Here is a 6,941-nt window from a genome sequence, read left to right as displayed (position 1 = left end):
GGGAAACCCCCAAGACCGCGCTGCATCGCTAGACTAAATTACGCAATATGTATCTCAGACATATTTTTTACGTTGCCTACTTATGGTTAGATAGTATCTATCTAGTTGAAAAGTCTATTGTTTACAATTATATAGTAGCACACCTAGTACAAACTGTCAATAAAAAGTTTAAAAAAAAAGCCGTCCTAGAAGGACGGGGCTTTAAACCCAATTTTTTTGGTAAAATCTCCTCGGTATTTGGTTCAAAAACAATAATTACCATAGTCAAATACCAGGTGTTGTTGAATTAGGGTATAATTTTTGCAAGTAGCCTACGCATTATCACCACGTATTATATATAATAGCTGATTATAGCCTAATCACGTACACAATATTTTTTCCTGGTTGCCTACTCCCTACTCCCTACTCCCTACTCCCTACTCCCTCAATTTACTAATGCAATTAGAAGATTACTTTGATTTTTTAGCACCCGATGATATTCGCATTAAAGGAACACGAATTGGGATAGAACATATTCTCTATCACTATATCCATCGTGCCCAGACACCAGAAGCCATTGCAGAACGATATAGGACGGTAACACTAGAACAGGTTTATGCCACAATTTTATACTATTTACACAACAAAGTTTCCGTGAGCGCTGTCTTGATGCAGTCGCTCATGGGGGAAACCCCCAAGACCGCGCTGCATCGCTTATATTGCTGACTGGTTGGCGTGGAGTCATAAAATGCGCGATCAACAGCGTAAAACTCCTCCTCCTTTTCTTGAAAAAATCCGACAGTTTAAAGCTGAAAAAGAGGCTACCTATCAAAACCAGACTAAAACAATAGAGGCTAGTTAGATGAATATCAAGACCAAATTAGTTTTATGCCTCTACTTTAAATCTTGATCACACTAATGTTATCAAAATTACCTCTTCTGAATTAACTACTCCCTACTCCCTACTCCCTACTCCCTACTCCCTACTCCCTACTCCCTACTCCCTACTCCCTACTCCCTACTCCCTACTCCCTACTCCCTACTCCCTAACAATTACCTTACCTATGACACAAGAACTTATAGACCTCAAAACTAGCATTGTAGAAGGACGATACGCAGATGCTTTAGCAATTGTCGATGAATTAGAAGGGATGAGTAAACAGGCAATTTTGCGTAATATTGATTCGTTCCTAGTTAGGCTATTTATCCACTTAATTAAAAACCAAGTAGAGGAGCGTTTAACCAATTCTTGGGCAGCTTCAATTGCCAGTTCAATTCTGGAAATTAAAAAGCTTAATCTCAAAGATAATAAGACCTCCTATTATATTAAGCCTGATCAATGGCAGCCCAGGTTAGAGGAAGCACTAGAAGCAGCGATCGCTCCTGCTAGTCTGGAAGTTTTCAATGGAGAATTAAGGCGGTCTCAACTTTCCCAGAGGCTGGATAAACCACAGCTGATTTTGACTGCAAATAGTTTACTTAGTCTGACTTACCGCTATTCAGCTAAAGAACTGCCAGCAGTTTTAGATGATTATTTAACTGGATCTAACGTATTTGTTCTGCTAAATAAAGAGTCTGTAAGAGGGAACAGCGGATCTGGGAACAGGGAATAGTGGGAAGAGGCCGCATTCAGAACATTTTGTTAGTTAAATATCATAATGTTACTTGTACAGCATTAATTTTAGTAGATGTAGGGTGGGCAGTGCTTACCTTTAGGATAGTCAGCTTTTCAATTGGTCTGATGCACTGCCCACAATAAAATTAATGTTATAGCGTTTATTCCATGTATGAGGTACACTGCTCAACCTCAAAGTCCCCCTTTTTAAGGGGGATTTAGGGGGATCCCTTTGTAGCTTATGAGTCCTAGAAACGCTATATGTAAGCATTCAGCTATAAGCAGTTAGCCATCACCTAATCAACGGGAGATAGTAAACAAGCTGGTGGATGCTGATACGACTGGTTGGAAATCCCTGCTCGTTTTACTAATCCGACCCCATGCAGTTAAAGCGCCTGATAACTGATAACTGATAGCTGATAGCTGACGGCTGAATACTTACAATTTTATAGTTAATTTTATTATATAACTTTGTAGATAATTGCTCCAGTATCGGGGTGATTATCTACCATTATTAGCTCTTGCTTACACATAGTATTAAGCATCTCTTTGATCTCTTCAACTGGCTTTCCTGTAGCAAGTACGCAATCAGCTACAGATATGTTACCACCATTATCCTTTGCGACTTGAAGGATAAGTTGGGTGTCATTCTTGACCTTTTGGTTATCGGCACTTGGAGCAATTACATCTGCGACGTTGACAACAACCTGCGGAGTGACCTGGTTGTTTGGTTGTGCGCCGCCATAGAGCGTCCTATACTTAAGATTTTTCTCTTCAACCATTCCTGGTATCATAGCTAAATCTACAAGTTGCCCAAATCCAAAAAAACCAAATGTAAATAACCAGATGGTTCCACTAACGTACTTACCAGTGTAAAAACGGTGGACGCCGAAAAAACCTAATAAACAGGTAAGCCATAAAAGGTAAGCTATTTCAGTTTTTCTCATGATTGAACTACTCCTTATCTAAATATCTGCTCGTTAATTAGTTCGTAGGGTGCGTTAGGGGCGGGCTTGCCCTCATGTTATCGGTAGCCAGTGTTGGCAGAGCCCGCATAGTTTTTGAGGTTATTAAAATCTGGCTTATTTTTCATAACCTAGTTGTAAATTAAATAGTTTCTATTTTTCTGGAGTAACCGACACATTCCGTAACTCAGTATTGATAAAACCAGTGTAATAAGAGCTTTTCAAATGATTTATAAATTGGAGGACATCTATCTGTTTGACATCTAGTGAAACTCCCTTAAAAGTAATAATAGCTTCTATTGGTATATCCTTAATTAAGCTATTGTTGACATAACCATAACGGTTATTACTATATGTCCCCAATTCAACTTTTGTGGCTACATATTCTTTCCCTTGGTCAAGTAGTCTACTTCTTCCCTCACGGTGGTTGGAATACAAATGCAATTTAACATTTTCTTTGGTACTTGTGATTAAGATAGCGCAAATTATGGATTGAGTACTTGAATTTACATTGTAGGATTTTTGGCAACTTTTCAATTCATAGATAATACCTGACAGCTCAACTGATTGGGATGAAACTGGAGTCGGTTTAGATTCAGTAATTACTGAAGTTCTCGTAGCTTGCGATATTGTGTCAGGCTTACCAAGATTTTTAAGCGTTTTATTTTCAGTCTTGAGGTCTTCGATTCTTTCGTTTAGTTTATCCTTGTCTGTTTCCAAATCCTTGACTTTATCTTGGAGGTCTTTGACTTGTAGTTTCAGCTCCCTTGATTGTAAAGACTCATCATTAGTTAGTCCTACGAATTCCGGAAATTTAGCCACAATAACTTCTCGGAGTTTATACCCTCCAAAGGCAGATAATGGTGCTGTCAAAATCATTAGGATTAAGGCAAACTTAAAATAGTTTGTCCATTGCCGCATTTTCAATTCTCTATTCATTTGTTTACAAACCTCATCAATATCATTTTCAAGAAGTAGATCGGATAGTCCTAATTCCCTTAAACTATCCTTAACCGTTTCAATGGTGATTCTGCCTTCCAGCTCATTTTTACGTTTGGAAAGCCGTTCTACTAATCCTTGGAATTGTTCTTCGGTTAAGCTATTTTTGATCATTTGCTTTATTGACCTTAACTTGAGATTATTTATAGCTACCTTAAACTAGTTATTTTTTGGTATTATCAGAAATCAATAATGGAGTTGCTCAGTTCTTCAGTAATGGTAGATGTCAAGAAAATTAGGGCTTGAGATTGGTAGAGATAATACCAATCAATTCGTTATTGATATCTGATTTACTTTACCAAACCAGTATTACACACAATTCTAACAATTTTAGTTAGTCTAAGTTAAATTCATCAAAGCTTTACATTTATGAGTTTTTATCATAAATACTTTGATAATAGATAATTTCGAACAGCTTATGAGTAAAGGATTTAAGGGATTTTTGTCCTAGTAAGTAGGAAGTATAAAGTAGGGCATGAGCAGTCAATGAAGTGGTCTGAAGCACTACCGAAGCTACATGAAGTAAATTAAGATTAATCTAGTATTTATATTTGAGATGTGAACAAATAATCCCAAGGTTTAGGAAACCTAAAACTCCGCATAGCTAAGAGCAGTAAGGAATACAGAGTTTTTTAGTTTAGAAAAAATCACACTCTAGTTTTACAACTCATTTATACAATTAAAAGTAAGTCTAAATACTCATTGCTAAATCAAAATAAATTTGATGAAACTATCAATACAAATAGGGAGAGGTGAGAAGTTAGCTGTAGCGAACGCATCATCACCACCAAGCCCAAATCCTAAAACCAGATAACCAAACAGTGAACTAAGAAAACGCGATGTTCCTTTGGAACCGCTTCGCGTAGGCGCTGTTGCTGAATCAAGCTATGAACGAACAATAGAATTAGCTTGTGCTAACGTCAGCTGACCGCTGACCGCTGACCGCTGTTCGCCTAGCGTGCGCTACGCGCATATGCTTACCTGAAATCTTATTGGTAAATTAGACATAGCACTGGTTTCCCAAAGCAAAGAGCCTTATGACTGCTAAAACGATCTCGCGCTACGTTACTCGTAATCCGGAAATTTTGAACGGAGAACCAATCATCATCGGCACTCGGACATCTGTGCGTGCTATTGTTGGTTTATGGCGCTTGGGTATTATGCCAGAAGAAATTCTAAACCATCTCACTCATTTGACTCTGGCGCAAGTATTTGATGCCTTAAGTTTCTATCTTGACAATCAGGGGGAGATTAATGAATACATTGAGCCAAACCAAGTTCCTGATAAATTAGTGCATCCATCTGTAAAGTCTATTTTAGGTTGATCGTGAACTAAAAAAACGCGATGTTCCTTTGGAACCGCTTCGCCATCGCGCTGTTGATCAATCAAGCTATTAACTAAAAATAGAATTAGCTGGTGCCAAGGGAGTCAGTACTTAATTTCCTGACTCCCATAACCGCTGACGGCTGATCGCTGACCGCTGACCGCTGACCGCTGACCGCTGACCGCTGACCGCTTAGGCTCTACAACAAACCAATGATGCTAATCGTGAATGTGCTCTTATCAAAAAAGTCGCTATTGCCAGGTGCCAGGGCAAAGTCAACTACCGAGCCCTTTTCAACCGTGCTCGATACAGTAAAATAAACCCCAACAGCATCATTGCCATGGATTGCGTCAGACCAGATTTTAGTACCATCAACAAAGATATAGGCAATCACACCATCGCTGGCAGTACGACTGTCTTTCTTGGCGAGGTGACCCTTGAAGGTAACTTCCCCTTCAATGTCACTAACCCAGCGACGAACTCCCCACTGCTCAACCCTTTTCCGTCTACCGGTGGTTTTCGGACCGTTGGGATGAGCAATAGTGTTAGATAGCTCAGTCCAGTATTTTCCTTGCTTCACTTTCCAGGAGCCCTTAGTGTATTCCTGCATTTCATGGAAATCAGCACTGGTCAGGGAACCATCGTAGTAGCCATAGAACCAGTTATGCTCTCCTTGAGTATCAGAAAAATCCTCTACTGAATTGGCTATTTCAGTAGGCACGGGAACATGGTTAACCTGAATTTCAAAGGCATTGCTGACGGTTTTGCATAGCTCGTCAGAGGCTGTTACAGTAATTGTGGTTGTGCCAATGTCATCGCTACTGGGAGTACCACTGAAGGTAGTGCCATCAAAATTTAACCAGCTCGGTATGGTTGCACTAAAGCTCAGACTATCTCCATCGCGATCGCTAAATGTTGCTTCCCCAATTGTCAGGGTAAAAGGCTCATTCTCGTTAATGCTTTGAGCGCCAATGGGATTAGCCACCACAGGGGCAGAATTATTTGGGGCTTCATAGACGTAGAGAGATCCACAGGTTTCCCAGCGAACTTCATCGAGACTGGAACGGTCTTTGTTGGTATTTGTGAACCAATCGCCATTAATCTTTAAATAATCCAAATCTGTCAGGACTTGCATTATCTCTAAATTCGTCGCTGCTTCATTGCTGTCGGTTTTTATCCATCCACCCTCTGCATTAAGGGGTATGGTGTAGGGAGTCCATTGGTCTATAGTGGGCGTCGATACATGGTTCTGTAGTTCCAAACCACCACCACTTATGGTTAAACCATTTATTAAACTGTTATTTAAACTATTGATATCCTCGGTAATCTCATCGCTATTTTCCAAATTAACCTCAACAGCAAACCTGAGGTTTCCATTGAAAAAACTGGATTTGTCACCAAGAAACTTCTCGGGAGCAACGTAATCGTAGGGTCCATCACCGACTTGATCATCATTACGAATGTAGCCACCAGTGATGAATCCACAGATTCTAGACTGTTCGGGGTCAAATGCTTGATCATTGACGTCAACAACGCTCCAAGCCTCTGTGCCAGTATCAAAGTGACTGACCGGCTCGATTATGCTTTCAATCGCCTGAGCTGGCTGTGGAATCATGAGCATAGCACCAGACAATAGTGCCGCCCACAGAAAAATACGGATTTTTTTCATCGAAAATTTCGCAGCAGAATACACCACTTACACCCTGAGGGTGAGAGTTAGGACGGAGCTTTCAAGGTGTGAACCCCCTCTTAGCCCACTCAGCCCCTTTCCGCTGCACCTCCAACTAATGGTTTACAAATTAATCCGGTACTACGGTTAAGTAGCCCTGTTGTTTTTTGCTGTAAGTAACTCCATGGTTCCCTTTGCGGAAACCGTAGCTAAAGTATGGTGAAAGGCTATGCAGATATTAAATTTTGCCCAAATTCTAATTTTATAGGAGTTTAGGCTTTTTAGATATTTTTTTTGATTTAAAAGCTCGTATATCTTGATAGATAAGGGTTTCAGTAATTATCAATTACCTTTACTGCTTCCGTTATTGATAATATATCTTGTTTATT

Annotated in this window: 5 protein-coding genes and 1 pseudogene; 3 read left to right on the top strand and 3 right to left on the bottom strand. The window is 39.8% G+C overall.

The genetic code is table 11. The features are described from left to right. Positions 1–435: 435 nt before the first annotated feature. Together BJP37_RS14305 and BJP37_RS14300 are read left to right on the top strand one after the other, a co-directional pair. A pseudogene (locus BJP37_RS14305) lies at positions 436–841 on the top strand (DUF433 domain-containing protein). 202 nt (positions 842–1,043) lie between these two features. Then, a complete protein-coding gene (locus BJP37_RS14300) occupies positions 1,044–1,592 on the top strand; it encodes a DUF29 family protein (protein WP_229415314.1) in 549 nt (182 codons plus the stop codon). 463 nt (positions 1,593–2,055) lie between these two features. On the opposite strand, the gene BJP37_RS14295 is transcribed toward BJP37_RS14300, so the two are convergent. Further along, positions 2,056–2,541, bottom strand: a complete 486-nt coding sequence (locus tag BJP37_RS14295; RefSeq protein ID WP_075899697.1) for an NINE protein — start codon at positions 2,539–2,541, stop codon at positions 2,056–2,058. A gap of 171 nt (positions 2,542–2,712) precedes the next feature. Then, positions 2,713–3,672 (bottom strand): hypothetical protein, encoded by a 960-nt coding sequence (locus BJP37_RS14290; protein ID WP_075899695.1) that lies wholly within the window; start codon positions 3,670–3,672, stop codon positions 2,713–2,715. A gap of 923 nt (positions 3,673–4,595) precedes the next feature. On the opposite strand from BJP37_RS14290, the gene BJP37_RS14285 reads away from it, so the two are divergent. After that, positions 4,596–4,883, top strand: coding sequence for a DUF433 domain-containing protein (locus BJP37_RS14285; protein WP_075899693.1), 288 nt, complete (start codon positions 4,596–4,598; stop codon positions 4,881–4,883). A gap of 199 nt (positions 4,884–5,082) precedes the next feature. Here BJP37_RS14285 and BJP37_RS41080 read toward each other — a convergent pair whose 3' ends face one another. Continuing rightward, positions 5,083–6,552 carry a putative Ig domain-containing protein gene (locus tag BJP37_RS41080; RefSeq protein ID WP_075899691.1) on the bottom strand — a complete coding sequence of 490 codons (1,470 nt, stop codon included), beginning with the start codon at positions 6,550–6,552 and terminating at the stop codon, positions 5,083–5,085. Between the last annotated feature and the right edge of the window lie 389 nt (positions 6,553–6,941).

The organism is Moorena bouillonii PNG, from assembly GCF_001942495.1.
Lineage (GTDB): Bacteria > Cyanobacteriota > Cyanobacteriia > Cyanobacteriales > Coleofasciculaceae > Moorena > Moorena bouillonii.
This window is presented reverse-complemented; position numbering and strand designations above follow the sequence as displayed.